We start from the raw sequence: 26,952 nt of genomic DNA on the forward strand, positions 1-26,952 counted from the left end.
GCCGGTCCCGGACCGGCCCCCACCGCACGCGGCATCGCCGCCGCGGCCGGACCCGCCGGACCCGTCAGATGTCGTCGTCCAGCCCCTGCTCGATCGCGTACCGCACCAGTTCCACCCGGTTGTGCAGTTGCAGCTTGCCGAGCGTGTTCTGGACGTGGTTCTGCACCGTCCGGTGCGACAGCACCAGCCGGTCGGCGATCTGCCGGTACGACAGGCCCTTGGCCACCAGGCGCAGGACCTCGGTCTCCCGCGCGGTCAGCTGCGGGACGGCCGGCGCGGAGGCCGGGGCCGGTTCGGCGGCCAGCCGGCGGAACTCGCCCAGCACCAGGCCGGCCAGGCCCGGGGTGAACACGGCGTCGCCCACGGCCGTGCGCCGCACCGCGTCCAGCAGCTCCTCCCGCCCGGCCGACTTCACCAGGTACCCGGTCGCGCCGGACTTCACCGCCTCCAGCACGTCCTGGTGCTCGCCGCTGGCCGAGAGCACCAGCACCCGCACCGCGGGGTCCTGCGCGACCACCTGGCGGCACACCTCGGCGCCGGGCAGACCGGGCAGGTTGAGGTCCAGCACGACGACCTGCGGCGAGCAGGCGCGGGCCCGGCGGACGGCCTCCTCGCCGTCGCCCGCGGTGGCCACCACGTCCAGCCCGGCCTCGGCGAGGTCCCGCGAGACGGCGTCGCGCCACATCGGGTGGTCGTCCACGACCATCACCCGCACCGGCCGGTCAGTCGTCGGCTGATCGGTCATCAGAGCCCTTCCTCGGGACGCGGAGTTCGACCTCGACGCCCTCGCCGGGCGCCGAGTACAGCTCGGCCGTTCCGCCGAGGTCCAGCAGCCGGCCGCGGATGGACTGGGAGACGCCCAGCCGCCCGGCCCGCTCCGCCTCGCCGAGCCGGCCGGGGGCGAAGCCGGGGCCGTCGTCGCGGATGCTGACCGTGACGGCCTGCGGCTCGTCCTCCACCAGGATCCAGGCCCGGGCCCGCTCCCCGGCGTGCCGGCGGACGTTGTCGACGGCGGCGCCGACCGCCGCGGCCAGTTCGCCGGCCGCCCCGGCGGGCAGCAGCACCGGCCCGCCGGGCGCGGACAGCGTGATCCGCTCGTCGGCGTACGGGCGCAGCAGCGCGGTGAGGTCCTGCGGCTCCCCGGCCCCGCGCTCCTGCGGGCGCTGCGCCGGGATCGGGCCGCCGGTCATCAGCGCCCGCAGGGCGCGCTCCTGCTCGCCGGCCAGCCGGCCGAGTTCCGCGAAGTCGGCGTCACCGCCCGGGCGTCCACCGGCCGCAGCGCCCTCGGCCGGCCGCGCGGCGAGTTCGGCGCCGTGGCGCTGGACGAGGGCGAGCACCTGGAGCACGCCGTCGTGGATGTCCCGGGAGAGCCGCTCGCGCTCCCGGGTGGCCGCCTCGACCTGGAGCGCCCGGGTGAGCGTCGCCTCGCTGGCGCGGGCCAGTTCGATGACGTAGCCGATGGCGCAGCCGGCCACCATCAGCAGCATGATGTTGTGGATGTTGTCGCCGGTCGGGCCGCCGTGGCCGAGGATGTTGGCGACGCCGATCACCGTGCCCGCGGCGGCCGCCCAGCGCCAGCCGCCCTTGCCGGCGAAGCCGAGCACCGTACCGGCGGCCCAGATGGTCGGCAGGGTGGGCGCGCCGTGGCTGATCCGCACCGGGTCGTCGGTCAGGCCGCTCATCACGATGCCGGTGACGGCGAGGGTGAGGTCGGTGCCGAGCACGTACCAGGTGCAGCGCTGCGGGCCGGCGAAGGCCCGGGTGCTGGCGAGCGTCCAGAGGGTGAGCGTGCCGAGGAAGATCCAGCCGGCGACGGGGTGCAGGAAGTCCAGGTAGGAGTTGAGGTACCGCAGCAGGGCGTAGCAGAGGGCCAGCACCCGGAAGTACGAGATGGCCTTCCACAACGGCAGTTCGACGGACATGCCCCCGGCCGCGACCGCGCCGCCGACCGCCCCGGTTCTCTCGCCGTCCGTCATCCTTCCGCCCCTCCCCTGGGCCGTGCCCCGCGGTCGTCAGGCCGACCCGGTCTCCTTCGGCTCCTGCCCGGACTGCTCGGCCTTCTCCGTCGCGGCGGCCTTGTCGGCGGCGGCCTTCTCGGCCTCCGCCTCCGCCTTCTCCGCCTTGGCGGCGGCCTTGCGCTCGGCGTCGGCCTTCTTCTTGTCGTCGGCGATCTGCCGCTTGGCGGCGGTCGCGTAGATGTCCACGTACTCCTGGCCGGAGAGCCGCATGATCTCGTACATCACCTCGTCCGTCACCGAACGGAGGATGAAGCGGTCGTTCTCCATGCCGTGGTAGCGGGAGAAGTCCAGCGGGCGGCCGATCCGGATGCCGGGGCGGATGCCGAAGTTGGGGATCACCTGGCCGGGCGGCTGGACCTTCTCGGTGTCGATCATGGCGACCGGGATGACCGGCGCACCGGTGGCCAGCGCGACGCGCGCCAGGCCGCCGACCTTGCCGCGGTACAGCTTGCCGTCGGGCGAGCGGGTGCCCTCGGGGTAGACGCCGAACAGCTCGCCGCCGTCCAGCACCGCGATGGCGCTGCGGATCGCGGCCTCGCCCGCGCCGCGCACGCCCGAGCGGTCCACCGGCAGCTGGCCGACGCCCTTGAAGAACGCGGCGGTCAGCCGGCCCTTGATGCCCGGCGTGTTGAAGTACTCGGCCTTCGCGATGAAGGTCACCCGGCGTTTGATCAGCGCGGGGAAGAAGAAGGAGTCCGAGAAGGACAGGTGGTTGCTCGCGATGATGGCCGCGCCCTCGGTGGGGATGTTCTCCTCACCCTCGATCCACGGCCGGAAGAAGATCCGAAGCAGTGGCGCGACGATCATCTTCATCAGTCGGTAGAACAACCCGGGCCTCCTGTTATGCGGACCGGTCGATCCTAATGCCCCGTGGGGTCGGCCCGCGCCCCGCCCCGCCCCGGCGGGCCGCCGCCGGACTCCCACGGGCACTCGCGCGGGGGCCGCCGCGAGGGGTGCGCGGCCCGCGCGGGGGCCGCCATGAGGGGTGTACGTCCCGGGCGGGGCCGTGGGACGATGCGGATTCCCGCAGCCTCCCCCTCCAGCGTTCCTCCCCCAGCGCCACCCGCCCGCGAAGGAGTCCGCCATGCCGTTGCTGCCCGGTGCCGAACCGTACCGCCACCGCGGCGGACCGGTGGGGGTGCTGCTGTGCCACGGCTTCACCGGGTCGCCGCAGTCGCTGCGGCCCTGGGCGGAGGAACTGGCGGCGGCCGGGTTCAGCGTGTCGCTGCCGCTGCTGCCCGGGCACGGCACCCGGTGGCGGGACATGCAGGTCACCCGCTGGGAGGACTGGTACGCCGAGGTCGAGCACGAACTGCTGACGCTCTCCGCCGAGTGCGAGCAGGTCTTCGTCTGCGCGCTGTCGATGGGCGGCGCGCTGGCGCTGCGGCTGGCCGCGCTGCACGGTCCGGCGGTGTCCGGGCTGGTGCTGGTCAACCCGTCGGTGCGCTCGGACAACCCCGCGAGTGTGCTGCTGCCGGTACTGCGGCACCTCGTGCCGAGCGTGCCCGGGATCGCCGACGACATCGCCAAGCCCGGCACGGTCGAACTGGGCTACGACCGGACGCCGCTGAACGCCGCCTGGTCGCTGAGCCGGCTGTGGCGGGACGTCCGACGGCGGCTGCCGCAGGTGACCCAGCCGGTGCTGCTCTTCCGCAGTCCGCAGGACCACGTCGTCTCGCCGGCCAACTCGGAACTGGTGCTGGCCCGGATATCCTCGACCGACGTGACGGAGCGGCTGTGCCAGCGCAGCTTCCACGTCGCGACGCTGGACCACGACGCGGCGGAAATATTCGCGGCCAGCCAGGACTTCATCCGACGGCTGGCCCCCGCGCACGCGGTGGGCGTCACCGGGGTCGAATCCGACGATCACCATGGCTGAAGGGCCGGAAGTGCACGAGAGCAGCACGGCGGGCGGCGGGGACGAGGCACCCCGCGAGGACGGCGCGACGAAGGACGGCACGGCGAAGGACGGCAGCGCGCAGAGCGGCGCCCCGGCGGACCGTCCGGGGGCGGACGGCGTCACCGCCCCGGCCGCGGAGGCCGCCGAAGCCACGGCCGCCGACCGGCGCCCGGCCGAACCGGAGGCCGCCGCGCCCGCGGAGCCCCGCACCCGGCGCGCCCCCGAGCGCAGCCAGGCCGAGCAGGACGAGATCTTCGCCGCCCTGGTCGCCCAGTTCGACGACCCCGTGGACCTCACCAACCCCAACTGGCCGGAGGTCGAGAACCTCCGCGCCCAGAGCGAGCTGAAGGGCGGCTTCAAGGACGCCCCCGGCTCCCGGACCGACCCGGACGACCTCGCCGACCTCGCCCCGCAGCCCCGCCCCCGCTCCGGTCGGCCGGTGATGCCGGCGGCGGGCTCGGGCCCGCGCGACTTCGAGCTGGCCGAGGAGACCGACGAGGACCACTACGTCCCGCCGGAGCCCCCGCCGCTGCCGACCGCCGACGTCACCGCGAAGTTCGCCTGGCTCGCGGTGCTCGGCGGCCCCGCCCTGCTGCTGTTCGACGCGGTGGTGTGGCGGGAGATCGCCGGCTGGCCGGCCTGGGTCGGGATCACCGCCTTCCTCGGCGGCTTCGTCACCCTGGTGACCCGGATGAAGGACCGCGACGAGGACGAGCCCGAGGACCCGGACAACGGAGCCGTCGTCTAGGTCCTATCCGGAGCCTCCGGCAGCTCCAGCACCGCGAGCACCGGCAGGTGGTCGGTCGCGGCGCGCAGGTCGGCCTCGGTGACGCCGGGCAGCCCGTGCGGCACCCCGCAGCCGAGGACGGTGATCCCGGGCGTGGCGAACACGGCGTCGATCCGCTGGTAGGGGCGCTCGGGGACGGACGTGAACTCGCCGCCCCAGGGCGCGGTCGGGTACCCGTCCTGGAGCCGCGCGGCCAGCAGCTGCCAGCCCCTGCCGTCCGGGTGCTCGTTGAAGTCCCCTGCCACGATGCCGTGTTCGGCGATCCCGAGCTGGTCGAGCAGCAGCTCGAACTGGCCGTAGCGCTCGTCGGCGTCCAGGCTGAGGTGGCAGCTGGTGAGGGTGAACGGCGCCGTTCCGGGCAGTCGCAGCAGCGCGGTGGCGAAGCCCCGGGCGTGCAGGCCGCGGGTCTTGGGCAGCAGCCGGTCGTGCACGCCCAGCAGTTGCGCCGCACCGGGCCGGCCGAGCAGCAGCGGCCCGGCGGCGGTCCGGCCGCCGCCGGCCAGGACGACCGTCCCGGTGCTCCGGGCCAGCCAGGCGGCCTGGCCCTCGGGCCGCCAGTAGCGCGGCGACTCCTGGATGCAGACCAGGTCGGGCGCGCAGGCCCGGATCACCCGGGCCAGCGCCCGCCGGTCGTCCCGCAGCGAGCGGATGTTGTAGCTGAGCAGGCGCAGCCGGCGCGGGCCGGGCGGCGGCGGTCCGGCGGGTGCCGTGGTCATGGTCCTGGTCCTCCCCGTACGTACGTGGTGCGTGGGACGACCGTACGGCAGGGCCGGGGGCGTGCGTCGGCGGCGGCGCGTCCGGGTTTGGTCGGGGTCCGGTCGCACCGCCGCCGGCGGGTTCGGGGGGTGGCTACGCGGTGCGGGCCAGGTCGGCGGCGCCGACGATGCCGGCGGCGGAGCCCATCGAGGCCAGCACGACCTCGGCGCGCGGGCGGTGGATGCCGCCGGTGAGGTAGTGCTCGAAGGCCTTGGCGACCGGGTCGAGCAGCAGGCGGCCGGAGTCGGAGACGCCGCCGCCGAGCACGAAGACGCCCGGGTCGAAGAGCGCGGCGAGGTCGGCCATGCCGCGGCCGAGCCAGTCGGCCAGTTCGGCGTAGCACTCCAGGGCGAGCGGGTCGCCCTCCTCGGCCGCCTCGGTGATGTGGATGCCGCGGATGGTCTCGGCGACGCCGTCGTTGAGCTCCAGCATCCGCCGGCCGCGCACCTGGTCGGCGGCGGCCTTCTCCCGGCCGTAGCGGCGCAGCGCCCGCCCGGAGCCGTACTGCTCCCAGCAGCCCTTGCCGCCGCAGCCGCAGGGCAGGCCGTCGGGGACCATGTTGAGGTGGCCGATCTCGCCGGCCACGCCGAACCGGCCGCGGTGCAGCCGGCCGTCGAGGACGATGCCGCCGCCGATGCCGGTGCCGACGGTGATCAGCACCATGTCCTGGTGGTCGGCTGCGGCGCCGAAGCGGAACTCGGCCCAGGCGGCGCAGTTGGCGTCGTTCTCGACGACGGTGTCCAGGCCGGCGAGCTCCTCGATGCGGCCGCGCAGCGGCTCGTTCTCCCAGTCGATGTTGGGAGCGAAGATCACCGTGGAACGGTTGCTGTCCACGAAGCCGGGGGCGCCGACGCCGACGGCGGTGACGTCGGGGTGCTGCTCCTTGAGCTCGCGCACGGCCTGCGCGATGGCATCGACCGCCCACTGCGGATCGGCCGGGGTGGGCACCCTGGTCCGGGCCAGGATCGCGCCCGCCTCGTCGACCACGCCTGCCGCGATCTTGGTCCCGCCGACATCGACGCCGATGGTCAGAGCCATGTGTCCCTCAGCTATTCACTCGTTCCCGCTGGGCGGAACGGTACCGCCCAACCCTGCCCCCCGTACACAGCCTCGCATACATTAACCGAAGACAATCATGGACCAACCGCGCCGCTACGCTTCAAAAGTCGTACCTAATCGCCCGCTTCGTCACGCACCAGAGCAACGCGATCACGGTTCGAAGGTTACGGATTCACTGCTTGGCGGACGCCTCGTCAGGCGTGTCGAGGTCGATCCGCTCGGTGGCGGCGCTCTCGCCGGCCGTCCAGCGGTGCTCGTGGCCGGCCACCGCGGCCCGGTAGGCGGCCAGCAGCTCGGTGCCCGCGGCGGCCAGTCCGGAGCCGGCGGCGGCGAGGTGGGAGTAGACCTCGGGCTGCTGGGTGCGCAGCCGGTCGGCCAGCCCGGAGAGGGTGATCAGGGTGTCGGCGCTCGCCTCCTGCGCCTTCTGGCCGACGGCGGAGGCGAGCTTGCGCACCTCGTCCACCAGCGGGCCCAGCTCCGGTCCGAACGGGTGGGCCTGCGGACCGCCCGGCTCGGCGGTGGGCTCGGTCCGGTCGTCGGTGCTGGTCATCGCGGGCGCCTCCTCAGCCGTGGCCGCACCCCGCGGCCCTCGGGCCCGACGCTACCGGACAGCCCGTAGGGGCCCCGAAAGGGCTTCAGACCCGGGGCCAGAGCGCCGGGTCGGGCGCGAACCGCACCGAGAGCGCCCCGTCGTGCAGGCTCGCGCCGGCCACCGTGCAGCGACGCAGCGCGGACGGCAGGCTGAGCACCCGGCGGTGGGCGCCGAGGCCGACGACCAGCTCGTCGCCGCGCCGGACGAGGTCCAGCTCGGCCCGGTCGGCACCGGGCAGCGCGAGGTGCCAGACCAGCAGGCCCTCCTCGGCGAGGCGGTCCTCGACCGGCCAGGGCTCGGGGGCCAGCCGCTCCGGGCCGGGCCCGTCCCCGTACAGGCGGTCGGCGACGGCCTCCAGGGTGGCCTCGGCCAGTCCGGTGGCCAGCACCGGGGCGTCGGTCTCGGCGGCGAGCTCGGCCAGTTCCTCCCGGCGGCGGCGGGCCAGCGCGGCCAGCCACGGGTCCGGCGAGTCGACCGCGCCCTCGGGCAGCACGCCGTGCACCACGACGGCGTCCGGCCGGTGGCCGTGCAGGGCCAACCCGGCCCGGATCCGGCCCAGTTCCTGGTACGGGTGGCCGTCTGCGGGCACGACCAGGCGCACGCTGGTGCCGGGCGCGGCGATCGCGGCGCGGGACTCGGCGAGCACCGCGGCGGCCTTGGTCCGCCCCTCGTACAGCCACTCGGCGGGCATCGGCACGCCGGCCAGGCCGGCCAGCAGCGGGCGCAGCGCCCGGGCGGCCTGCCGCTGCTCGGGGACGAGCCGGTCCAGGTAGCGCTCCAGCTGCTCGGGCAGGGCGAGGGTGGCGATCAGCTCGGCGGGCGGCGGGGCGAGCACGACCAGGACGTCCTGGTCGGCGGCGGGCAGGGCGCGCAGCAGGGCGATCCGGGCGATGCCGGGGAGGGCGGTCAGCTCCTCGGGGTCGAGCTGCTCTGCGCCGAGCAGGTCGAGGGCGGGCTTGAGCCGGCCGGTGAGCTCGCCGGCGGCGTACCGGAAGGCGGCCTGCTCGTCGATCCGGGAGACCGTCAGGCCGGGTGCGTAGCGGGCCGGTTCGGGCTCCAGGCGGGTGCCGAGGACGCCGTCCAGGGCGCGGTGCGGGTCGTCGGCGGCCAGCAGCCAGGTGCGGTGGCCGCGCCGGGCCGCGTGCAGGGCGGTGGCGGCGGCCACCGCGGGCGCGCCCGCGTCGCCGCTGACCAGGATGGTGCGTGTCGCCGTCATGCCGTCGGCCCCCGTTCCGCCGCGTCAGCCCTGGACGGGCTTCTTGCCGTCGGCGTCCTCGACGCGCTTCTTCAGCCCGGCCAGGGCGCGGTCGATGATGACCTTCTCGGCCTTGCGCTTGATCATGCCGAGCATCGGGATCTTGACGTCCACGGCGAGCTGGTACGTCACCTCGGTGCGGCTGCCGGAGAGCGGGGCGAGGGAGTAGGAGCCGTCCAGCGAGCGGAGCATCTGGCTGCGCACGAGGGTCCAGCCGACCTCGCGGTCGCCGTCCCAGGTGTAGGCGAGGACGTGCTCGTCGCGGATGGCGCCGGCGTCGAGCAGCAGGCGGACCTGGGCGGCGCGGCCGTCCTCGCCGGCTTCCAGGACCTCGACCTCCTTGACCTCGCCGGTCCAGGCCGGGTAGGCGGCGAAGTCGGCGATCACGGCCATGACCGTGGCCGGGGTCGCGTCGATGGTGATGCTCGACCTGGTGTGCTCCGCCATGGAATGGCCCTCCGCGTCGTCCCTCTGCCTGCCGGTCCGGTCGAGCGTGCTCGGCCTTGTCCGCCCGGAGCAGGCTACCGCGACCGGCGATCGGCTCGGCCGCGCGGGCCGTGGCTCGGCGGGGGCCCGGCGCCGGGCGGCGGGGCATGCTACCGGCCGGTCACATCAGGGCTGTCGTAGGGTGCCATTCGAACGACCCGGTCACGGCCTGGTCGGACCCGGCCGGGTGTGACACTTCGAACACCGGAGCCGACCCCCCTGGTCGAAGCTGCCTACCGGGCAGTAACGTCCTGCCGTCCCGCAGCGTCGCGAACGAGGAGCAGTCTTGCTCGACTTCAGCCTTCCGGCTCTCTACCAGGTACCCAGCGGCGGTAATCTCTCCGACCCTGTGCACCGGAACGCAGCGGAGCACCCGGACGTCGCGGTGCTCAGCCGTAAGGTGGACGGCCGCTGGCAGGAGTTGACCTCGGTGCAGTTCCTGGCCGAGGTGCACGCCGCCGCCAAGGGCCTGATCGCCGCGGGCATCGAGCCGGGCGACCGGGTGGGCGTCATGTCCCGCACCCGGTACGAGTGGACGCTGCTGGACTTCGCGATCTGGACGGCCGGCGCGATCACCGTCCCGGTGTACGAGACCTCCTCCGCCGAGCAGGTCGAGTGGATCCTCGGCGACTCCGGCGCGGTCGCCGTCGTCACCGAGACCGCCCAGCACGTCAAGGTGGTCGACGAGGTCCGCGGCCGGCTCACCGGGCTGAAGCACACCTGGCAGATCGAGGGCGGCGCGATCGCCGCACTGACCGAGGCCGGGAAGGACGTCCCGGACGGGGCGGTGCAGGAGCGCCGCTCGACCGCGACCGCCGACTCGATCGCCACCATCGTCTACACCTCGGGCACCACCGGCCGCCCGAAGGGCTGTCAGCTGACGCACGCCAACTTCCTCGCCGAGTGCGGCAACGTGGTGGAGCGTCTGGCCCCGCTGTTCCGCACCGGCGACAGCTCCGTCCTGCTGTTCCTGCCGCTGGCCCACGTGCTCGGCCGGATCGCCGAGATCGCCACCGCGATGGCGCCGATCAAGCTGGGCCACGTCTCCGACATCAGGGACGTCACCGCCGAGCTGGCCGCCTTCAGGCCGAGCCTGATCCTGGGCGTGCCGAGAGTCTTCGAGAAGGTCTACAACACCGCCCGCGCCAAGGCCCAGGCCGACGGCAAGGGCAAGATCTTCGACAAGGCCGCCGACACCGCGATCGCCTACAGCCGGGCGCTGGACGCCGGCGGCGCGGGCCTGGTCCTGCGGATCAAGCACGCGGTCTTCGACAAGCTGGTCTACAGCAAGCTGCGCGCCGCCCTCGGCGGCCGGGCCACCCACGCCATCTCCGGCGGCGCCCCGCTCGGCGAGCGGCTGGGCCACTTCTACCGGGGCATCGGCTTCACCGTCCTGGAGGGCTACGGCCTGACCGAGACCTGCGCGGCCACCGCCTTCAACCCGTGGGACAAGCCGAAGATCGGCACGGTCGGCCAGCCGGTCCCCGGCGCCTCGGTGCGGATCGCCGAGGACGGCGAGGTCTTCTTCAAGGGCCCGCACGTCTTCACCGGCTACTGGAACAACCCGCAGGCCACCGCCGACACCCTCAAGGACGGCTGGATCGCCACCGGCGACCTCGGCTCGCTCGACTCCGAGGGCTACCTGACCATCACCGGCCGCAAGAAGGAGATCATCGTCACCGCGGGCGGCAAGAACGTCGCCCCGGCCGTGATCGAGGACCGCATCCGGGCGCACGCGCTGGTCGGCGAGGTCATGGTGGTCGGCGACCGCAAGCCCTTCGTGGCCTGCCTGGTCACCGTCGACCCGGACTTCTTCCCCAAGTGGAAGGAGCTCAACGGCAAGCCCGCCACCGCCACGGTGGCCGAGCTGAGCCAGGACCCGGACCTGCTGGCCGCCCTCCAGGCCGCGGTGGACGACGGCAACGCGGCCGTCTCGCACGCCGAGGCGGTCAAGAAGTTCCGCCTGCTGGACACCGAGTTCTCCGAGGAGAGCGGCCACCTGACGCCCTCCCTCAAGCTCAAGCGCAACCTCGTGCTGAAGGACTTCGCCGCCGACATCGAGGCGATCTACCAGAAGTAGCCGTGAGCGGGCCCCGCCTCCGGCGAAGGAGACGGGGCCCGCTCACAGGTCCAAGCCGGCTTCTAGGCCGCCAGCAGCGAGGTCAGCCGCCCGGCCAGCAGGTCCCAGCGCCAGGAGCGCTCCACCCAGCGCCGCCCGGCCTCGCCCATCCGCCGCCGCAGCTCCTCGTCGCCCAGCAGCCGGACGATCCGCTCGGCGGCCGCGGCGGCCGAGCCGCCCGGCACCACGTACCCGGTCTCGCCCTCCAGCACCGCGTCCGGCGCGCCGCCGGAGTCGCCCGCGACCACCGGCAGACCGGTCGCCGAGGCCTCCAGGTAGACGATGCCCAGCCCCTCGACGTCCAGCCCCCCGCGCCTGGTCCGGCAGGGCATCGCGAAGACGTCCCCGGCCCCGTAGTGGGCGGGCAGCTCCTCCCACGGCACCGAGCCGGTGAAGCGCACCGAGGCCCGGACCCCCTTGGCGTCGGCCAGCTTCTCCAGGTCCGCCCGGTACGGGCCGCCGCCGACGATCAACAGCACGGCGTCCGGCACGTCGGCGAGGATCTGCGGCATCGCCTCGATCAGCGTGTCCTGGCCCTTGCGCGGCACCAGCCGGGAGACGCAGACCACCACCGGCCGGTCCGCCAGCCCGAGCCGGCGACGCACCTCGGCGCCCCCCGAGCCCGGGTGGAAGGTCGTCTCGTCCACGCCCGGCGGCAGCTGCACCATCCGGGCCGCGGCCTGCGGCCCGACCGCGCCCGCGATCCGGGACCGGGTGTACTCCCCCAGGTAGGTCAGCACGTCGGTGCCCGCACCGATCCGCCGCAGCAGCTGCCGGGCGGCCGGCAGCTGCGCCCAGGCGGCCTCGTGCCCGTGGGTCATGCCGAGCAGCCGCGCCGCACCGGCCCGGCGCAGCGCGGGCGCCATCAGCCCGAGCGGGGCGGCGGCGCCGAACCAGACCGAGTCGCACTTCTCCGCCCGCAGGATCTCGGCGGCCCGCCGGGTGACCCGCGGTGTGGGAACCATCACCTTCGTCCGGTCCCGGATCACCGGGAACGGCTGCTCGGCGTCGAAGCGGGCCACCTCGCTGCCGTCCCGCCAGGTGGAGGCGTACACCACGATGCTCCCGGCGGGCTGACGTACAGCCATGTTGTGCACGAAGGCCTGGATGCCGCCGGGGCGGGGCGGGAAGTCGTTGGTGACGATCAAGGTTCGGTGCATTCAGGCCACGGCTCGCTTGTCGGGGGGTGCTCGGTGTACCGCTGGGTGATCCGTACGATAGGTCAACACCATGACCCGCCGGGAACGGATCCGCGCTCGGCAACCGTTTCACCCCCGGGTCAGTCCTAGAACCTAGGCGGCCGGTGGCGGCCCGGCCCAGCGTGCCGCGCCCGCCCCGCCGACCGCCCGGGCGTCCGTCGCGCGGCGCCTCCGGTGGGACGTCCGAGACGAACGAGGGAGCGCAGTGGAGTTGGCCCCGGCCACCGAGTCCGGTACACCCAGCGGCGCCGCCGGCCCCGGCCCGACGCCGGCCGCCCGGCAGGAGCCGGCCCGTGCCCCCGGCCGCCCGTTCGGGGCGCTCGCCGCACTCGGCGCCACCTGGCTGGCCACCCGGACGCTGCTGGTGCTGCTGATGACCGGCGTGATCAAGGGGATCGGCGGGGACATCACCGCGGACGTCTGGATGATCTACCACGCCTGGTACGGCGTCCTGCAGACCGGCACCTTCCCGTTCGACGACGTGACCTGGCAGTACCCGCCCGGCGCGGCCCTGGTGATCCTGCTGCCCGGCCTGCTGCCCTGGTCGTACCTGGTCTCCTTCTGGGTGATCTGCGGGATCGCCGACATCGCCGCCACCGCCCTGCTGGTCCGCACCGGACTGCGCCGGGGCCGGGCACTGACCGGCGCCTGGATGTGGGTGGTGGCCGTGCCGCTGCTCGGCCCGATGGTCTACAACCGGCTGGACATCATCGTCACCGCGATCGCCCTGGCCGGCCTGCTGGCGCTGATCCGCCGCCCGGCGATCGGCGGGATGCTGCTCGGCCTGGGCGGGATCATCAAGATCTGGCCGCTGCTCGCCCTGATCGGCACCCCCTCCGGCCGCCGCACCCGCCGCGCCTGGACGCTGGCCGCGGCCACCGCCGTCTCGGTGGGCTTCCTGCTCGCGGCCGGGATGAACGGCGCCTTCGGCTTCCTCGCCTTCCAGAAGGAGCGCGGCATCGAGGTGGAGTCGCTCGGCGCGCTGCCGCTGCACTTCGCCCGGCTCGCGGACGCCTGGGACGGCAAGGTCACCATGAACTACGGCTCCCCGGAGATGCTCGGGCCGTGGGTCCCCGTGATCAGCAAGGTGATGATGGCCGGCACCGTGCTGGGCTTCGCCTGGCTGCTGCTCTGGCGCTTCACCGCCAAGCGCCGCAACGCGGCCACCATGTACGACGCGGCGCTCAGCGCGCTGCTCATCTTCACCGTCACCAGCCGGGTGATCAGCCCGCAGTACCTGGTCTGGCTGATCGGCGTCGCCGCCGTCTGCCTGACCGTGCGCGGCAGCAGCCAGCGGCCGGTGGCCCTGCTGATCCTGCTCGCCTGCCCGCTGACGCTGGCCGAGTTCCCGCTGATGTTCAGCCGGATCCTCGCCAGCGAGCCCTGGGGCGTCACCGTGCTCAGCCTGCGCAACCTGCTGCTGCTGGCCGCCACCGTGCTCTCCTGCGTCCGGCTCTGGCGCGCCACCCGCGGGCCGGCACAGCTCCCGGCGACGGTGGTGCTGGCCAAGCCCGAGCCGGTGCCCGCCGGCGCCTACCCGGTGCGCCCCGGCATCGCCTACGAGCAGGACCTGCTGGACGGCATCGACCGGCCCGGCACCCCGGCCGGACAGCGGCCCGGCACCCCGGCCAGGCAACGGCGCTGAACGACGCGCGCCTTCAACCGCGCAGCGCGGCCACCTCGTCCAGCCAGAGCCGGGTGAACTGGGCCAGGCCCACGCCCGGTCCGGCCCGGAGCAGCCGGTCCAGCCGGCGGTCCCGGTCCTCCCCCTGCCCGTCGGCCGCGCCGACCGCCCGGTAGAACGCCACGAGCCGCTCGGGCCCGTAGCGCCGGGCGATCAGCTCGCAGGCGAGCCAGGCCTGCTCGTACGCCTGGGCGATGCCGTCGGCCCCCGCGGTGAAGTCCCGGTCGGCGGGCAGCGCGGTGGGCAGCCGGCCGGCGGCGACGTCCCGGGCCAGCTCGGGGGCGATCTGCTGCGGGCGCCGGCCGGAGCCCCGGTAGGCGGTCCAGTCGGCGACGCCCTCGGAGAGCCAGAGCGGCGTCCAGGCCCGGGTGTCGGCCCTGGTCGCGACGTGGGTGGCCTCGTGGGTGACGACCACCTGCCGGCCGAAGTCGCTGAGCCGCCCGAACGTGTCGGGGTTGACCAGCACCCGGTCGGCGGGGGTGTGCCAGGGCGCGCCGGGGGCGGCCGAGGTGACCGCCGCCATGCCCGCCCAGCCCGCCGGGTCGACCTCCAGCAGCCGGGCGAACTGCTCGGCGGTGGCGGGCACTTCGAGCAGCAGACGGCCCGGCCAGCCGGTGCCCCAGACCTCGCTCACGGCGGGTGCGGCCCGGTCGGCCACCGCGACCAGGGGGGCCGGGTCGGGCCCGTCGGCCAGGCCGAGCACCAGGCAGTGCGCGCCCGCCGCGGACCGGGCGGAGCCGAGGTCCCAGAGCGCCGGGGGCCCGCTCGCGCTCTCCTCCCGGTCGACCCGCCAGCCGCCGCCGGCCCGGACCAGGTCGATCCGGCGCGGGTACACCACCGGGTAGTCGTCGTACCCGGTGATCCGGACCGCCAGGTCGGCGGCGGCCGTGAGGCGCTCCGGCCCGGCGTCCGCGCCGAGCACCAGGTTGCGGTAGCCGGCCTCGATCGCCGCCGGTCCGGACCAGGAGGGCAGCGCCCGGGCCCGCGCGTCCAGCAGCGCGGCCACCTCGGCCCGCCGGTCCGACGCCCACCGGTCCGACGCCCGCCCGGCCGCCGAGGAGGCCGCCGGGGCGGCCGGCGGCAACGACAGCTGGGCCAGCCCGCCGGCCGCGAGCAACAGCGCACCGCGCCGGGACAGCGTCCGGCGGGCGCCGTCTGTCGGGTGGGGGGCGTCGGGGTCGGACGGTGCCGGGCTCAGAGCCGGACCACCCCCGTGACCGGCATCGCGTTGACGCTCTCGTAGCGGACCCTGGCGCCCGGGTAGGGGGCGTGCACGATCACCCCGCCGCCGGCGTACATCCCGACGTGGTGCATGTCCCGGTAGAAGATCACCAGGTCTCCCGGCCGCGCTTCGGAGAGGCTGACCCGCTGCCCGGCGTACGCCTGGGCCTGCGAGGTGCGCGGCAGGGTCACTCCGGCCTGCCGCCAGCTGTAGTACATCAGGCCGGAGCAGTCGAAGGCGCGGGGCCCGGTGGATCCGTAGAGGTAGGGCGAGCCGATCATCCCCACCGCGGCGGCCAGCGCGGCCGCCCCGCGCTCGGAGGCGGGCGGGGCCGTGCCGAGGTCCAGCCGGTCGGTGCCCCGGGTGGCGCGCTGCTCGGCCTCCCGGGCGTCCTGGGCGGCCATCCGGGCCCGCTCGGCGACGCCCAGGCTGTTGAGCAGCCGCTGGGCCTTGGTGAGCCGCTGCTGGATCTGCTGCTTGCTGTCGGCGAGCGAGCGGCGGGCCTGGTCGAGTTCGGCGAGCTTGCCGGCGGTCTCGGTGCGGCGCTGGTCGAGCCGGCGCTGGCGGGTGGCCAGTTCGTGCAGGGTCTCCTCCTGCCGCTCGGCGGCCTGGTCGAGGGTGCGGGCCCGGGACAGGTAGCCCTCCGGGTCGGTGGAGAGCATCAGCTGGACGGTCTGGGCCATGCCGCCGCCGCGGTACTCGGCGCCGGCCACGGTGGCGAGGTCGCCGCGCAACTGGTTGAGCTGGTCCTGGGCGACGGCGATCTCGCCCTGGAGGACGGTCGTCTCGCCCTGGAGCCGCTGCTGCGCCTCCTGGGCGGCGTTGTACTTCTCGGACGCCTGCTCGGCCTCGCCGTAGAGCTGCTCCACCTGCGCCTTGACGTCCTTGCGGGTGGGCGCGTCCGGCGCGGCGGGGGCGGCCTGGGCGCTGCCGCCCGTCGTCACGCCCAGGGCGGTGGTGGCGGCCGCGGTCAGCACCAGCGCACGGGCGAACAGTTGGGAACGACGGTGCACGGGCATGGCGGCAACGGCTCCGATCCGGCGGTCGGACCCCGCCGCCGCACCAACGCGGGCGGCCCTGGAAGCGGAGTCCGGTGGCAGACGTTAGCGAGTCCGGGCAACCGAGTCCAAACCCCTGCCAACCCGAATATTTGACCCTTAATCGGACACCGGTCCGAGTCGCCGGAAAAGCCGCAGGCCCGGCCTTCCGTGGTGGAAGGCCGGGCCTGGGAGGACCTGCGCTGGGATCAGACCCGCACGATGGAGGTCAGCGGCATGTTGCTGACGGCCTCGTAGCGGACCGACGCGCCCGGCTTCGGCGCGTGCAGCACCTGGCCGTTGCCCGCGTAGATGCCGACGTGGTGGGCGTCCCCGTAGAAGATCAGGAGGTCGCCGGGCTGGGCCTGGGAGAGGTCGCTCCCGATCCGGGTACCGGCGTGGGCCTGCTCCTGCGAGGTGCGCGGCAGCGAGACGTCGACCTGGTTGAACGCCCAGACCATCAGGCCCGAGCAGTCGAAGGAGCCGGGGCCGGAGGCGCCGTAGACGTACGGGCTGCCGATCTTGGAGGCGGCGATGGACAGCGCCGCGGCACCGCGCGAGCTGCCGGCGCTCGGCTTGCTGACCGGCGCGGCGGGGGCCTGCGACGCGCTCAGGTCGTTGCGGTTGTTGTCGCGGGAGGAGCGGTCGGCGGCCTGCTGGGCCGCCTGCTGCTGCTGGGCGGCCTTGGCGGCGGCGTCGGCCTTCGCCTTGGCGTCGGCGGCGGCCTTCTCCTCGGCCGCGCGAATCGCCTGGCGCTCCTGCTCGGACAGGGTGTTGAAGAGGTCCTGCGCGGCCTTGAGCTTGCCCTGGACCTCGTCCTTGGCGCTCTTCAGCTGCTGGGTGGTGGTCTCCATCTCGGCGAGCTTGCCCTGGGCCTCGGAGCGCACCTGGTCGAGCTTGCGCTGCTCGTCCTGGAGCTGCTTGAGCTGGCCCTTCTGGGTGCCGCCGGCCTGGTTCAGCGTGTCGGCCTGGCTCAGGAAGGTGTCCGGGCTGGCGGAGAACATCAGCTGGACGGTCTGGGATATGCCGCCGTTGCGGTACTGCTCGCCGGCGATCTCGGCCAGGCCGCCCTGCAGGTCGGTCACCTGCCCCTGCTGCCGCGCCACCTGGTCCTGCAGGTCGGTGACCTGCTTCTGCAGCTGCTGCTGCTTCTCCTGGGCGGCGTTGAGCTTCTCGGTCGCGACCTCGGCCTGGTCGTTGAGCTGGTCGACCTGCTCCTTGACCTGGTCCTTGGTCGGCTGCGGGTCGGCGTGGGCGCCGGACTGCGCGGACAGCGCGACGGCCGCCGCGGCGAAGCCGGTCATGATCGAGACTCGGGTGCGACTGGCGGGCTTGGGACGACGATGGGACGCCACGAAGGCGGACTCCTTCTTCCTACGCCGTCTACCGGGTGAGCTGACGGGTTCGGGCCGGAAGCGTGCCCTACGACGCCTCACGGCCGTTCCACCGGCCGACCTGGCGCCGATTCACCCCGGAGGAACGTGGTTCCCCGGCTCCGTTCGACAGCACCCCCGACTGCTGGGCTCCCCGTCGGGCAGGCACTGGGCCCGCCCCGCTGCGTCACGAACTCGACGGAAACCACCGCCGCCACCCTGGCTGGGCGATCGGGAGTGCGGTGGTTCGGGGCACGACCCTAGTAACTGAACCGTGATCCGTTCAAATCCTTGTCAGAAAAAAGACGGAAGAAGACCAAAGTTCTTTTGTGAATATGACACATAGTGATCACCGCCGTACGTAAAGCTGATCACTCTTCATCGGGGCGTCATGCTGCGGACAAAACCCGAACGCCACCCCCGGTCCGAGGGTGGCGTGGATCACAGGCCCGGACGGGCCCTTCGGGCGTGTCGGGACGTCAGACCCGGCGGATCGTGTTGATCGGCATCGCGTCGGCCTTCATCACCTTCACCACGTCACCGGTGTGCGGCGCGTGGACCACCATGCCGTTGCCGATGTACATCCCGACGTGGTGCCGGTCGGGGCCGTAGATGACCAGGTCGCCCGGCTGGGCCTGGTCCAGCGAGACCCTGGTGCCGACGTTGCCCTGCTCCTGCGAGGTGCGCGGCAGCGAGACGCCGGCCTGGCCGTACGCCCAGACCATCAGGCCCGAGCAGTCGAAGGTGGTCGAGCCGGTGGCGCCCCACACGTACGGCGAGCCCTGCTTGCTCATCGCCTTGGCGACGGCCACGCCCGCGTAGCCGCCGGCCTGCGGGAGGCTGCCGAGGTCGGCACGGTCGCTGCCGCGCGAGGCGCGGTCGTCCTGCTGCTGCTGAGCCCGCAGCGCGGCGCGGTCGGAGGCGCTGAGCGAGTTCAGCAGGTCCTGCGCGGCCTTCAGCTTCTGGTTGACGTCCGTCTTGGCCTGGTTCAGGTCCTTGGTGGTGGAGTCGAGCGAGGCCAGGACGGCGGCGGCCTCGGACTTCTCCTGGTCCAGCCGGCGCTGCTGGTCCAGCAGGCCCTTGAGCGCCTCGGACTCGCTGGCGCTGGCCTGCTGGGCGCTGGACGCCTTCTCCAGGTAGCCCGACGGGTCCGAGGAGAGCATCAGCTGGACGGACGGGTCGATGCCGCCGGTGCGGTACTGCTCGCCCGCCACGCCGGCCAGGCCGGTCTGCAGCTGGGTCATCTCGTCCTGGCTGCGGGCCACCTTGTCCTGCAGCTGGTCGGACTGCTTGCGGAGCTGGTCGGCCCGCTCCTTGGCGCCGTTGTACTTCTCCGCCGCCTGCTCCTGGTCCTGCTGGAGCTGGTCGATCTGCGCCTTGACGTCGCTCTTGCTCGGCTGGGGCGCGGCGTGCGCGGCGACCTGCGCGGAGAGGGCGACCGCGGTCGCCGCGGCAGCGGTGAGCACGGAGACCCGGGCGCGGCTCGGCTGCTTGGGACGGCGGTGCGAGGCCAAGGGAATTGCTCCTTCTTCCATCGGCCTCACCCAATCAGGTGAGAATCCGGAAAATAGGTTTGACGCCACACCCTAGGGAAGATCCACGGGTTTTGCCACTCCCCCGAAGGCGTGAACTCCACTTCCCCCGCAGGCTTCACCGGATGTGCACACCGCCGCAAACCGGGCGCTGACCAGGCGTCATCCCGTCGCGGAAGCCGTCAGGGCCGCGCCAGCCGGTTCAGCAGCAGAACGGAAGCCACGGGGCGCGCGCCGGCCTTCCGCACGCCCTCCGCGACCTCCCGGTCGGTGGACACCACCACCACCGGACGGCCCTGCGGTTCGGCCCGCACCAGACGGCGGATCAGCTCGTCCGCGGTCTCGCCGGTCCGGCTGAACCGCACCCGCACCCCGCGCGGAGGCGCCATGATCACCGGAACGTCCAGGTCCTGCCCGTCGAACACACAGGTGACCTCCGCCTGCGTGCGCTGGGCCAGCATCGCCAGCCCGCCCAGCAGCCGGATCCGCTGCTGCTCCAGCGGCAGCGTCGGATAGCCCGTCTTGGTCACGTTGTAGCCGTCCACCACCAGGTGCACCTGCGGGATCGCCAGCAGCTGGTCCAGCAGCGCCGGATCGTCGTCGGCCAGACCGCGCCGGGCCACGTCGTGCGGCGAGGCCGCGCCCGGCACCACCGCCTCCACCAGGTCCCCCGGCCGGATCTGGGAGACCGGCAGCGCCAGCTCCCGCTGGAGCCCCTGAGCCGACTGCAGCACCGTGTCCAGCAGCAGCCGCAGCCGCATGTCCTCGACGCTGCGGCCCTCGCGGGCCGACCGGCGGCCCTGCTCGGCCGCCGTCTCCAGCTCGCCGACCCGGTGCCGCAGCCGCCGCGCCTCGGACTCCGCCGCGCCACGCTCGGTGGCCGCCTGCGCCCTCGCGGCCTCCAGCTCGGCGGTCAGCCGCCTGGTCTCGGCCTGCGCCCGGCGGGTGTCGCTCTCCAGCGAGCGCACCTTCTTCCGCAGCGACTCTGCCTCCCGGCGGACGTCCTCGGACTCCGCGCGCTGCCGATCCAGGTCCGCCCGGGCGGCGGACCGCAGCTCGGCGAGCTCCGCCTGCAACTTCTCCACCAACCGGGTGGCCTCGGCGGCCGCGCCCTCGGCGCCGGCCCGCTCGGCCTCCTCCCCGGCCTCGGCCACCAGCCGGCTCCAGCCGGCCGACCGCACCAGGTAGGCGGCGGCCGCGACGTCCATCGGATCGGCGGCGCCCGGGACGCTGCCCGACTCCAACGCCTTCACCAGATCCGGCTGGCCCAGCCTCAGCCGCTCCGCTATCCGCACCCGGAACGCCGGCTCCGACTCCAGCGCCGCGGCCAGCGCCGTGGCCGCGTACTTGGCCCGCCGGGCCGGGGTGAACTTGACGTACTGGCGCAGGCTCTGCGGCAGCTCGCCGGGCGGCAGCCCGCCGAGCGCGTCCGAGGCCAGGCCGACCACGCGCCGGCGCACGCCCTCGGGCAGCGGCCGGTCCAGCTTCTCGGCAGCACGCTCCGGCGCCACCTCGCCGGAACCCGCCGCCCCGCCGGAGCCCACCGACTCATCGGGCCCCGCCGGCTCACCGGAACCTGCCGCCCCGCCGACGGCCGCGGGCTCGGACGGGGCCGCGTCGGCGGCCCGCGCCTGCACGGCCGCAGCGGGCTGAAGCCCCTGCGCTTCGGCGGGCTCCCTCGCTGCGTCCACCACGTCCTCGGCTCCGATCCTGGTCCTACGGGGTCACGGCCCGCGGCCGCCGCCCTGTCGTCACGCTCCGTGCGTCCTGTCTGTATTGTCCCAGCGCGGCGGGCAGGCGCGCCGCGCACCCGCCCCCCGCGCCGTCGGGCGTCAGCCCTGCTCGGCGGAGGCCTCCGCGCCCTCGGCGCCCGGACGGGCCACCAGCTCGACCTGGTCCACGGCGTTGCACCAGCGGCAGCGCACCGACTCGATCGTCTCGCTCAGCACCTCGGTCTCCTCGACCTTGGACTCGCCGGCCAGGTCGAAGTGCAGGAACTCGGTGACCCGCGCGGTGCGGGTCACGTCGAAGCGGGTGAGGTTTCCGCACAGGGTGCAGCGCCAGCGCGTCTCGGCGGTCAGGGCGGGGACGGTCATCGGGGGTCCTCTCGGGTGGTCCCTGGGTGGGCCAGGCGCTCCCCCCGGAGCCCCGGCGTCGGCGGCGGGAGGCGGGAATGCCCGCCCCAAGCCTATTGCCTGGGGCAACCATCCCGGCCACCGGTCAGGAGAACGAGCGGGCTAGTCCACCTGCCGTACAAGGCCGTGTCACACGCCCGACACGGAGGGATGCTTGGCCGCATGGCACTGACGGCCCCCGGGCACACCGACGCGCGGGGCGAGCACCCGTCCGTGCCCGCCCCGGCGGTCACCTACGCCCTGATCGCGCTCAACACCCTGGTGTTCCTGCTGGGCCCGGCCGCCGGGCTCAACCCGCTGTACGGCACCGGCCAGTCCCGGCTCTGCGCGGAGCAGCGGTACGAGCAGCACTGGGGCGTCATCCCCGCCGAGGTGCTGGCCGGCCGGCCACTGACCGCCGAGCAGCTGGCCCAGGCCCCCGACCCGGCCCCGGGCTGCCCGGCCGCGCCCACCCCGGGCAAGCACCCGGCGCTGTCCGTCCTCACCGGGCTCTTCGTGCACGCCGGCTGGCTGCACCTGCTGGGCAACCTGCTCTTCCTCCACGTCTTCGGCCCCACCGTCGAACAGCGGCTGGGCCGGGCCCGGTTCGCCGTCTTCTACCTGGCCGCCGGCAGCCTGGCCACGTACGGGTTCGCCCTCGCCGAGGCGCACTCCCCGGGCTCCACCCTGGTGCTGATCGGCGCCTCCGGCGCGATCTCCGCCGTCCTCGGCGCCTACCTGCGCTTCCATCCGCGCGCCCGGGTGACGACGCTCGTCCCGCTGCTGCTGTTCCTGCCGCTGCGCTTCCCGGCCTGGCTGGTGCTCGGCCTCTGGTTCGCCCTCCAGTGGTGGTCGGTCCACTCGGCCGGGCCCGGCGTGGCCTATCTGGTCCACGTGATCGGCTTCTCGGCGGGCTTCCTCCACGCCTGCACGGCGGTCAGCCACCACCCGAGACGACCCGGCTGACGCCCGATACGCTGGCGGCACCCCACAAAGGAGCCCGAACAGTGATCACCGCCATCGTCCTGATCAAGACCAGTGTCGACCGCATCCCGGAGATCGCCGAGGCCATCGCGGCCATCGAGGGCGTCAGCGAGGTGTACTCGGTGACCGGTGGCTACGACCTGGTGGCGATGGTCCGGGTGCGCCGGCACGACGATCTGGCCGCGGTCATCCCGGGCCGGCTGAACAAGGTCCCGGGCGTGGCCCACACCGAGACCCAGATCGCCTTCCGCACCTACTCCCAGCACGACCTCGAGGCCGCCTTCGCCCTCGGCCTGGACGAGTAGGCCCCTTCGGCCCCGCCGACCGGGCCCCTCAGCCCTGCTGACGCCCCCGGTCGACCTGCACGGTGGCGACGCAGCGCCCGCCCTCGTTGCGGTAGTCCCACGCGGCACCGTCCGTGACCAGCTCGCGCACGGCGGTCAGGAAGCGGTCGACGTGCTCGTCCGGGGTCCCGGCCCCGAAGCTCACCCGGATCGCGTTCAGGCTGCGCTCACCGGGCAGCGACGGCTCGGGCGCCCCGCACTCGGAGGGGGAGACCTCCTCGTCCCCGAGCAGGGTGCGCAGCAGCGGGTGCGCGCAGAACAGGCCGTCGCGGACCCCGATGCCGTACTCGGCGGACAGCGCGGCCGAGAAGTGCGAGCTGTTCCAGCCCTGGACGACGAAGGACAGCACGCCCACCCGGGCCGCCTCGGCGCCGAACAGGTTCAGCACCTTGACCTGCGGGATCTCCGCCAGCCCGGCGGTCAGCCGGGCGATCAACTGCCGCTCCCGGGCCTCCAGCGCGTCGAAGCCCGCCTCGCTCAGCGCCCGGCAGGCCGAGGCGATCGCGTAGGCGCCGATGACGTTCGGCGAGCCGGCCTCGTGCCGGGCCGGGCCGGAGTGCCACTGGACGGCCACCGAGCCGTCGCTCTCCCGGGCCACCGTCCGGGTCGCCCCGCCGCCGGCCAGGTACGGGTCGGCCGCGTCCAGCCAGTCCGCCCGGCCGGCCAGCACGCCGGCGCCGAAGGGCGCGTAGATCTTGTGGCCGGAGAAGGCGATCCAGTCGACGTCCAGCTCGCGCACCGAGACCCGGTGGTGCGGGGCCAGCTGGGCGGCGTCCAGCACCACCCGGGCGCCGTGCCGGTGCGCGGTCCCGGTCAGCTCGGCGACCGGCCACAGCTCGCCGGTCACGTTGGAGGCGCCGGTGACGCAGAGCAGCTTGGGGCCCTCGGGCGCCTCGGCGAGCGCGGCGTCCAGGGCGGCGACCGCCTCGGCGTGCGAGCGCGGCGCGCGCAGGTAGTGGACGTCGAGCCCGGCGTGCGCCCAGGGCAGCAGCGAGGCGTGGTGCTCGGTCTCGAAGGCGAACACCCGGGTCCCGGCCGGGACGGCCGAGGCGAGCAGGTTCAGCGAGTCGGTGGTGGCCCGGGTGAAGACCACCTGGTCGCCCTCGCGCAGGTCGAGGAACTCGGCGACGGTGCGGCGGCTCTGCTCGAACAGGTCGGTGGACAGCTGGGAGAGGTACCCGGCGCCGCGGTGCACGCTGCCGTAGTAGGGGGCGTAGGCGGAGACGTCGTCCCAGACCCGCTGGAGCGCCGGGGAGCTGGCCGCGTAGTCGAGGGCCGCGTACCCGACCTTCTCGCCGCTGGCGAGCGGGACCTGCACGTCGTGGCCGAGGACGGCGAGGGGGGCGCAGAGTTCAACACGAGGCTGCCGCGCGGAGCGCGTCGAGACAAGGGTGGCGGCGGGCGACGGGTGGGAGACGGACATGAGGATGCACTCCTTCTGGGGGTGTGGGACCCCGGGAGTGCTAAGTCGTCGGGTGTCCGCGCTTGCCGCACGGACGATTCGCCGAGCGACCCGGTCCTCACCCAGGGCACCCCGCCACGGACGGAGGGTTGCCGGACAGCAAGCTGGGGCTTGGCGCTGTCACTCATGACCTGGCCAAGACTCTAGGTCGCGCCCAGCGAGTGGTCAAACAGGCATCCACCATCCGGACAGCCGAGGAGCCCGCGCCGGCGTTCCGGCACGGGCTCCCAAGTACCGCCTCACACCCGGCTGGTGGCCTCCGACCAACGCCGCAGCAGCTCCTGCGCCGCGCCCGAGTCGATGGCCCGCTCCGCCCGCGCCATGCCGGCCGCGAGCTGTTCGGTGAGCGGCGCCTCGCCCAGGTCGAGCGCGACCAGCGCCGCCGCCGTGTTCATCAGGACGGCGTCCCGCACGGCCCCGCGCTCGCCGGCCAGCAGCCGCCGCGCGACCTCGGCGTTGTACGAGGGGTCCGCCCCGCACAGCGCCTCGATGCCGACCAGCTCGACGCCGACGTCCCGCGGGTCGAAGGCGGTCTCGGTGACGGTCCCGTCCCGCACGATCCACACCTGCGAGGTGGTGGTGATGGTCAGCTCGTCCAGGCCGTCGTCGCCCCGGAAGACCAGGCCGGTCGAGCCGCGCCGGGCGAGCACGCCGGCGATCAGTCCGGCGAGCCGGGTGTCGAAGCAGCCGATCGCGTGCGAGGTGACCTTGGCCGGGTTGGTCAGCGGGCCGAGGATGTTGAACGCGGTCGGCACCCCGAGGTCGCGCCGGGCGGTGGCGGCGTGCCGCATCGACGGGTGGAACTTGGCCGCGAAGCAGAAGGTCAGCCCGACCTCCTCGGCGATCTCGGCGACCCGCCGGGCCGACAGGTCGAGGCGGACGCCGAGCTTCTCCAGCACGTCCGAGGAGCCGCTGGCCGAGGAGGAGGCCCGGTTGCCGTGCTTGACCACCTTGGCGCCGGCCGCGGCCGCGACGATCGCCGACATGGTGGAGATGTTGACGGTCTTGGCCCGGTCGCCGCCGGTGCCGACGATGTCCACGGCCGGGCCGGGGATGTCCAGCGGCTCGGCGTGCGCGTACATCGCGTCCACCAGGCCGGTGATCTCGTCGACCGTCTCGCCCTTGGCCCGCAGCGCCACCATGAACCCGGCCACCTGGACGGGGGACGCCTCGCCGCTCATGATCCGGTCCATCGCCCACGCGGTGGCCGAGCGGTCGAGGTCCTCCCCCTTCAACAGCGCCGCCAGGACGTCCGGCCAGGTGCGGACCACCTGCGCGGGTGCGGTACCACCGTTCGCAGGGTTCACGTTCACCATGGCTGACTCCAGCTGTTGTCGGGTTCCCCGCGTCGGGGGGACGTCCGTACGGATGGAGTCAGCCTATCGACCGGCGGGGTCCCCGCGGCGGCCTCTTCTCTGGTCCTGAGACGGCACCGCTCAGCGGCTGACGGGCGCCCGCTTGGCCAGCCGCGCCCGCAGCAGGGTGGCGACCGCCTCGGCGAGCGCCACCGGGTCCACCGGGCGGGAGATCGCGGCGTCGGCCCGGCTCCAGGCGGCCAGCCAGGAGTCCTGCGGCCGGCCGATCAGCACCAGCACCGGCGGGCAGCCGTAGATCTCGTCCTTGAGCTGGCGGCCGAGCCCGAGCCCGCCGGCCGGCACCGCCTCGCCGTCCAGGATGCAGAGGTCCACGCCGCCCTTCTCCAGTGCCTTCAGCACCGCGGGGGTGGTCGCGCACTCCAGGTAGGAAAGTTCCGGAAGGTCCTCGACGGGCCGGCGGCCGAGTGCCGTCAGCACCTGCTCGCGGGTGTTGCGGTCATCGCTGTAGACGAGGACGGTGAGCGTCTCGTCGGTCGTGTACGCCATGGGCCCTGCTCCCTCAAGTGTGATCCGGACCACGTTCGCCTGATCCGGATGCTACTCCCGATCACCTGTCGCCGAGTCCCCCTCGCGGACCTTCCTCCTCAAGCCGCCGCGCCCGCGACTCACCCGCCCGGAGGACGGCCCGTCACCCGGACCCGTCCAGACCACCCGTACGGCCGATAAGGGGCCCGCGCATTACCCCCGGAGGCTCCGCCATGCGTGCAACGACGCGCTGGGCAACGGGGTCGCGGGCCCCTTCGAGGAACCGTCAGAAAAGGGACACGCCGCTGCTCAGCCGCCATTGGGACCCCCCACCGCCCTCCAGGGGGGCATACCGCACGCACCGGACACTCCGAGGGACACCCCCCGGCGTGAAGACGGAATAAGGGACCGACATAATGTCCGTCGTGGCGACAGCAACAGCAGTAGAAACCGGGCACGCGCACGGATCGGTCAACCGGCCGAACATGGTCAGCGTCGGAACGATCGTCTGGCTCAGTTCCGAGTTGATGTTCTTCGCGGCCCTCTTCGCGATGTACTTCACGCTCCGCTCCGTCAAGGGAGCCGAGTTCTGGACCGAGAAGGCGCACGCCCTCAACGTGCCCTTCTCCTCGGTCAACACCACGATCCTGGTGCTCTCCTCGCTGACCTGCCAGCTCGGCGTGTTCGCTGCCGAGCGCGGGGACGTGAAGAAGCTCCGCTCGTGGTTCGTCATCACCTTCGTGATGGGCGCGATCTTCATCGGCGGCCAGATCTTCGAGTACACCGAGCTGGTCAAGAAGGACGGCCTCTCGCTGTCCTCCGACCCGTACGGCACGGTGTTCTACCTGACCACCGGCTTCCACGGTCTGCACGTGACGGGTGGTCTGATCGCCTTCCTGCTGGTCCTGGGACGGACGTACGCAGCCAAGCGCTTCACGCACGAGCAGGCCACCGCCGCGATCGTCGTGTCGTACTACTGGCACTTCGTCGACGTCGTGTGGATCGGCCTGTTCGCGACCATCTACCTGATCAAGTAACCAGCTGATCAGGTCGCTGGCCACCGGCTTCGGTCCCCGCCCTCACCGGCGTCGGGCCGATTCTGCCGGTGGCGACGCTCCCACCGACCGACCGCGCGCGCAGCCCTAGACAGGCAGCCTCGTGCCGGCCAGACCGGCCGCCGGGTGCACC

General features: G+C 73.8%; 25 protein-coding genes and 2 riboswitches. Of the genes, 7 read left to right on the top strand and 18 right to left on the bottom strand.

All coding sequences use genetic code 11. The features are described from left to right. Positions 1–64: 64 nt before the first annotated feature. From OG556_RS09115 to OG556_RS09125, 3 genes are read right to left on the bottom strand one after another with little or no spacing between them, the layout of a single operon-like run. Positions 65–745 carry a response regulator gene (locus OG556_RS09115; protein ID WP_371516684.1) on the bottom strand — a complete coding sequence of 227 codons (681 nt, stop codon included), beginning with the start codon at positions 743–745 and terminating at the stop codon, positions 65–67. Next, the gene (gene macS / locus OG556_RS09120) at positions 723–1,976 is read right to left on the bottom strand and encodes a MacS family sensor histidine kinase (RefSeq protein ID WP_371516685.1); all 1,254 of its coding nucleotides are present in this window, start codon (positions 1,974–1,976) and stop codon (positions 723–725) included. Before macS ends, OG556_RS09115 begins: the two co-directional genes overlap by 23 nt. 36 nt (positions 1,977–2,012) lie before the next feature. Then, on the bottom strand, positions 2,013–2,846 hold the full coding sequence (locus tag OG556_RS09125) for a lysophospholipid acyltransferase family protein (protein WP_371516686.1): 834 nt from the start codon (positions 2,844–2,846) through the stop codon (positions 2,013–2,015). Positions 2,847–3,102: 256 nt separating this feature from the next. Here OG556_RS09125 and OG556_RS09130 point away from each other — a divergent pair, with 256 nt between their 5' ends. Next, a complete protein-coding gene (locus tag OG556_RS09130; protein WP_371516687.1) occupies positions 3,103–3,897 on the top strand; it encodes an alpha/beta hydrolase in 795 nt (264 codons plus the stop codon). Between the two features lie 10 nt (positions 3,898–3,907). Next, positions 3,908–4,666, top strand: a complete 759-nt coding sequence (locus tag OG556_RS09135) for a hypothetical protein (RefSeq protein ID WP_371516688.1) — start codon at positions 3,908–3,910, stop codon at positions 4,664–4,666. Here the strand turns inward: OG556_RS09135 and OG556_RS09140 are convergent. The 5 genes from OG556_RS09140 to OG556_RS09160 all read right to left on the bottom strand — a co-directional run bounded on the left by OG556_RS09140 (position 4,663) and on the right by OG556_RS09160 (position 8,814). Continuing rightward, positions 4,663–5,421, bottom strand: a complete 759-nt coding sequence (locus OG556_RS09140) for an endonuclease/exonuclease/phosphatase family protein (protein WP_371516689.1) — start codon at positions 5,419–5,421, stop codon at positions 4,663–4,665. The two genes, OG556_RS09135 and OG556_RS09140, sit on opposite strands and share 4 nt — an antisense overlap. Positions 5,422–5,554: 133 nt before the next feature. Further along, on the bottom strand, positions 5,555–6,499 hold the full coding sequence (locus OG556_RS09145) for an ROK family glucokinase (RefSeq protein ID WP_371516690.1): 945 nt from the start codon (positions 6,497–6,499) through the stop codon (positions 5,555–5,557). Between the two features lie 193 nt (positions 6,500–6,692). Continuing rightward, positions 6,693–7,070, bottom strand: coding sequence for a DUF5304 family protein (locus OG556_RS09150; RefSeq protein WP_371516691.1), 378 nt, complete (start codon positions 7,068–7,070; stop codon positions 6,693–6,695). Between the two features lie 85 nt (positions 7,071–7,155). Then, the gene (locus OG556_RS09155) at positions 7,156–8,328 is read right to left on the bottom strand and encodes an ArsA family ATPase (protein WP_371516692.1); all 1,173 of its coding nucleotides are present in this window, start codon (positions 8,326–8,328) and stop codon (positions 7,156–7,158) included. A 24-nt stretch (positions 8,329–8,352) separates the two neighbouring features. Continuing rightward, positions 8,353–8,814 carry an SRPBCC family protein gene (locus OG556_RS09160; protein ID WP_350884431.1) on the bottom strand — a complete coding sequence of 154 codons (462 nt, stop codon included), beginning with the start codon at positions 8,812–8,814 and terminating at the stop codon, positions 8,353–8,355. Positions 8,815–9,139: 325 nt separating this feature from the next. Between OG556_RS09160 and OG556_RS09165 the strand changes: the two genes are divergently transcribed. Continuing rightward, the gene (locus tag OG556_RS09165; RefSeq protein WP_371516693.1) at positions 9,140–10,933 is read left to right on the top strand and encodes a long-chain fatty acid--CoA ligase; all 1,794 of its coding nucleotides are present in this window, start codon (positions 9,140–9,142) and stop codon (positions 10,931–10,933) included. A gap of 62 nt (positions 10,934–10,995) precedes the next feature. Here OG556_RS09165 and OG556_RS09170 read toward each other — a convergent pair whose 3' ends face one another. Next, the gene (locus OG556_RS09170) at positions 10,996–12,132 is read right to left on the bottom strand and encodes a glycosyltransferase family 4 protein (RefSeq protein ID WP_363582986.1); all 1,137 of its coding nucleotides are present in this window, start codon (positions 12,130–12,132) and stop codon (positions 10,996–10,998) included. A gap of 244 nt (positions 12,133–12,376) precedes the next feature. Here OG556_RS09170 and OG556_RS09175 point away from each other — a divergent pair, with 244 nt between their 5' ends. Continuing rightward, on the top strand, positions 12,377–13,816 hold the full coding sequence (locus OG556_RS09175; RefSeq protein ID WP_371516694.1) for a glycosyltransferase 87 family protein: 1,440 nt from the start codon (positions 12,377–12,379) through the stop codon (positions 13,814–13,816). A gap of 13 nt (positions 13,817–13,829) precedes the next feature. On the opposite strand, the gene OG556_RS09180 is transcribed toward OG556_RS09175, so the two are convergent. The 6 genes from OG556_RS09180 to OG556_RS09205 all read right to left on the bottom strand — a co-directional run bounded on the left by OG556_RS09180 (position 13,830) and on the right by OG556_RS09205 (position 21,115). Further along, positions 13,830–14,972, bottom strand: coding sequence for a hypothetical protein (locus OG556_RS09180; RefSeq protein ID WP_371516695.1), 1,143 nt, complete (start codon positions 14,970–14,972; stop codon positions 13,830–13,832). Between the two features lie 77 nt (positions 14,973–15,049). Next, positions 15,050–16,096 (bottom strand): NlpC/P60 family protein, encoded by a 1,047-nt coding sequence (locus OG556_RS09185; protein ID WP_371516696.1) that lies wholly within the window; start codon positions 16,094–16,096, stop codon positions 15,050–15,052. Between the two features lie 227 nt (positions 16,097–16,323). Next, complete coding sequence (locus OG556_RS09190; RefSeq protein ID WP_371516697.1) at positions 16,324–17,469, bottom strand: NlpC/P60 family protein; 1,146 nt, start codon at positions 17,467–17,469, stop codon at positions 16,324–16,326. 10 nt (positions 17,470–17,479) lie between these two features. After that, positions 17,480–17,629: riboswitch (cyclic di-AMP (ydaO/yuaA leader) on the bottom strand. Between the two features lie 337 nt (positions 17,630–17,966). Beyond that, positions 17,967–19,001, bottom strand: coding sequence for an NlpC/P60 family protein (locus OG556_RS09195; protein WP_371516698.1), 1,035 nt, complete (start codon positions 18,999–19,001; stop codon positions 17,967–17,969). 200 nt (positions 19,002–19,201) lie between these two features. Further along, entirely contained in the window at positions 19,202–20,563 is a 1,362-nt protein-coding gene (locus tag OG556_RS09200) for an NYN domain-containing protein (RefSeq protein WP_371522636.1), read from the bottom strand. Between the two features lie 288 nt (positions 20,564–20,851). Then, positions 20,852–21,115 carry a hypothetical protein gene (locus OG556_RS09205; protein WP_371516699.1) on the bottom strand — a complete coding sequence of 88 codons (264 nt, stop codon included), beginning with the start codon at positions 21,113–21,115 and terminating at the stop codon, positions 20,852–20,854. A gap of 201 nt (positions 21,116–21,316) precedes the next feature. Between OG556_RS09205 and OG556_RS09210 the strand changes: the two genes are divergently transcribed. Both OG556_RS09210 and OG556_RS09215 read left to right on the top strand, forming a co-directional pair. Next, positions 21,317–22,099: a rhomboid family intramembrane serine protease gene (locus tag OG556_RS09210; RefSeq protein ID WP_371516700.1), complete on the top strand. Its 783-nt coding sequence runs from the start codon at positions 21,317–21,319 to the stop codon at positions 22,097–22,099. 41 nt (positions 22,100–22,140) lie between these two features. Next, entirely contained in the window at positions 22,141–22,422 is a 282-nt protein-coding gene (locus OG556_RS09215) for an Lrp/AsnC ligand binding domain-containing protein (RefSeq protein ID WP_063347281.1), read from the top strand. Positions 22,423–22,450: 28 nt separating this feature from the next. On the opposite strand, the gene OG556_RS09220 is transcribed toward OG556_RS09215, so the two are convergent. The 3 genes from OG556_RS09220 to OG556_RS09230 all read right to left on the bottom strand — a co-directional run bounded on the left by OG556_RS09220 (position 22,451) and on the right by OG556_RS09230 (position 25,785). Further along, complete coding sequence (locus tag OG556_RS09220) at positions 22,451–23,884, bottom strand: aminotransferase class V-fold PLP-dependent enzyme (protein ID WP_371516701.1); 1,434 nt, start codon at positions 23,882–23,884, stop codon at positions 22,451–22,453. Positions 23,885–23,937: 53 nt separating this feature from the next. Next, a riboswitch (SAM riboswitch) is annotated at positions 23,938–24,055 on the bottom strand. A gap of 107 nt (positions 24,056–24,162) precedes the next feature. Beyond that, entirely contained in the window at positions 24,163–25,239 is a 1,077-nt protein-coding gene (trpD, locus tag OG556_RS09225) for an anthranilate phosphoribosyltransferase (RefSeq protein WP_371516702.1), read from the bottom strand. A 120-nt stretch (positions 25,240–25,359) separates the two neighbouring features. Further along, complete coding sequence (locus OG556_RS09230; RefSeq protein ID WP_350886353.1) at positions 25,360–25,785, bottom strand: hypothetical protein; 426 nt, start codon at positions 25,783–25,785, stop codon at positions 25,360–25,362. Positions 25,786–26,180: 395 nt separating this feature from the next. Here OG556_RS09230 and OG556_RS09235 point away from each other — a divergent pair, with 395 nt between their 5' ends. Further along, entirely contained in the window at positions 26,181–26,801 is a 621-nt protein-coding gene (locus tag OG556_RS09235; protein ID WP_063347284.1) for a heme-copper oxidase subunit III, read from the top strand. Positions 26,802–26,952 lie beyond the last annotated feature (151 nt).

Origin of the sequence: Kitasatospora sp. NBC_01300 (assembly GCF_041435235.1) — a bacterium.
GTDB lineage: Bacteria > Actinomycetota > Actinomycetes > Streptomycetales > Streptomycetaceae > Kitasatospora.